Consider the following 2,280-nt stretch of genomic DNA (forward strand, 5'->3'; position numbering starts at 1 on the left):
CCCCCGCCGTCCCACCCGTCCCCTCCCCAGGGACCGCCGGTCCTTCGGCCCCGCTGGGGGCTCCGCCCCCGGCCCCGCCGGCTCGCCGGCGTAGTGGCAGCGGCACGCGGGGGGTGGTTGTCGCCCCCGCCGTCCCACCCGTCCCCTCCCCAGGGACCGCCGGTCCTTCGGCCCCGCTGGGGGCTCCGCGCCGGGCCCCCGTGGTCCGGGTCAGGACACCGGCTTCAGTTGCGTTCCCTCTCGTGGGGACAGGGACAGCAGTTGCACGGGGCCTTCGTCGATCTGCATGCGGTGCCAGCGGCCTCGGGGGACGACTATGGCCGTGCCGGGGGTGAGCGTGGCCGTCTGTTCCGGTGTGCCCGGGGTGTCCGGGTGGAGGTGGAAGCGGATCCGGCCGCTGAGCACGCAGACCAGTTCGTCCGCCTCGGGGTGCATCTCCCAGTGGTCGGCGTGGACGTCCGTGTCCGACGCCGCGTGGAACGCCGCCAGCTGCCAGGAACCGGGGCGGCCCTCGGTCATCCGGCGCTCGCCCGCCGTGACGCCGCCGTCGGGCCCGACGTGGACCGCGGCCGTGAACAGGTCGATCGGGGTGAGCGTGGTCATGACGGGGTTCCTTCCAGTCGGGTCCGGGACGAACGAGGACGAGTGGTGCGGCCGGGCCGCCGTAGCGGGCCCATCGGCAGGACCACCGCCGCCAGGGCGACCGCGCCGAGCAGCAGCCCCGCGCCGACGCCGAGGCCGAGGGCGTATCCGCTGGTCAGTGCCGCCGCGCCAGTGGCCGTACCGGTGTGCCGGGCCGCCACCGTCGCGAGGGCCGCGACGCCGAGGCAGCCGCCGAGCTGGCGGGAGCTGTTGAGGATGCCGGACGCGGCTCCCGCCTCGGCCGCGGGCACCCCGGTCGTCGCGGCCACGGCGACCGGCGCCTGGCACAGTCCGACCCCGGCCGCGGTGAGCAGGGACGGACCGAGTACGTCCGTCAGCACGCTTCCGGTGGGACTGATCAGGGCGAACCAGCCCAGGCCGGCGGCACCGGCCAGTCCGCCCGCCAGCAGGGAGGCCCGCGGTGAGCGGCGGGAGCCGAGCCGGGTCGCGACGACGGTGGCCGCGACCATGCCGGCGGAGAACGGCAGGAACGCGGCGCCGGTGGCGGCCGGGCTCAGGTGCAGGACCTGCTGGAGGTAGAGGGAGACGAAGTAGAAGGCGCTGAACTGGCCCGCGGCGACGAGGAGGACGAAGGCGTTCGCGCCGCTGATCCACCGGCTGCGGAAGAGCCTCACGGGGACCAGGGGCTCGGCCACGCGCCGCTCCACGACGACGAAGGCGGCCAGCAGCAGCGCACCGGCGGCGAGCGCGGCGAGGGTCACCGGCGAGGTCCAGCCCTCGCGGTCGGTGCGCACGACACCGAGCACGAGCACACCGGTGCCGGCGGTGCCCAGCAGCGCACCGGGCACGTCCAGACGCCCCCGGGCCGCCACCCTTCCCGCCTCGCCGGGCACGTCCCGGTGGCCGCGATCTCCTCGCCCGGCTCCACCAGGCGCGTCCCCGCCCACCGTTCCCGCTCCACCAGGCACCCGGGACCCACTGAGCCGCCCGTCGGCGCCCTCCCGCATCCCCACCCGCCCCGCGGCCAGCGCCGCGACGGTCAGCGGGACGTTGACCAGCATCACCCACCGCCAGCCCGCGTACTCCGTGAGCAGGCCGCCGACCAGGACCCCGGACGCCCCGCCCACCGCGTTGACGCCGCTCCACACGCCGAGTGCCCGCACCCGTGCCGGGCCTTCCGGGAAGGTGACCGTCAGCAGCGCCAGTGCCGCCGGGGCCAGGGCCGCCGCGCCCGCGCCCTGGACGGCCCGGGCGGTCACCAGCTGCCAGGGCGCCTGCGCCAGCCCGCCCGCCAGGGACGAGGCGCCGAACAGGGCCAGCCCGAGGGCGAAGAGCCGGCGCCGGCCGTACAGGTCGGCGGCGCGGCCGCCGAGCAGCAGCAGGCCGCCGAAGGTGAGCGCGTAGACGTGCACCACCCACGCGAGGTCGACCGGCGCGAACCCGAGATCGGCGCGTACGGCGGGCAGGGCGACGTTCACGACCGCCATGTCGAGCGCGACGACGAACTGCGCGAGACACACCGCCGCCAGCAGCGCCCCGCGTCGCTCGCCTAAGCTCCGAGAGTTTTTATACATGTAAGAAAACTAGCCCGGCCCTCCCCCGTCCGTCCAGCCTCACCCCCTCCCCTCCCGCCGGGGTGGGCCATCATGGGGCCCATGCCGACCCCCCGACCGCCCC

General features: G+C 76.3%; 2 protein-coding genes. Both read right to left on the minus strand.

The annotated features are described in order from the left end of the window. Nucleotides 1–210 precede the first annotated feature (210 nt). Nucleotides 211–603 carry a cupin domain-containing protein gene (locus C3489_RS37965; protein WP_103786676.1) on the minus strand — a complete coding sequence of 131 codons (393 nt, stop codon included), beginning with the start codon at nt 601–603 and terminating at the stop codon, nt 211–213. Further along, nucleotides 600–2,177 (minus strand): MFS transporter, encoded by a 1,578-nt coding sequence (locus tag C3489_RS37970; RefSeq protein WP_103786677.1) that lies wholly within the window; start codon nt 2,175–2,177, stop codon nt 600–602. Before C3489_RS37970 ends, C3489_RS37965 begins: the two co-directional genes overlap by 4 nt. Nucleotides 2,178–2,280 lie beyond the last annotated feature (103 nt).

This window comes from Streptomyces sp. Ru71 (genome assembly GCF_002920535.1).
GTDB lineage: Bacteria > Actinomycetota > Actinomycetes > Streptomycetales > Streptomycetaceae > Streptomyces.

Coding starts and splice junctions, on each gene's coding strand:
- C3489_RS37970 (WP_103786677.1), bottom strand. CDS start 2,177: ATGTATAAAAACTCTCGGAGCTTAGGCGAGCGACGCGGGGCGCTGCTG.
- C3489_RS37965 (WP_103786676.1), bottom strand. CDS start 603: ATGACCACGCTCACCCCGATCGACCTGTTCACGGCCGCGGTCCACGTC.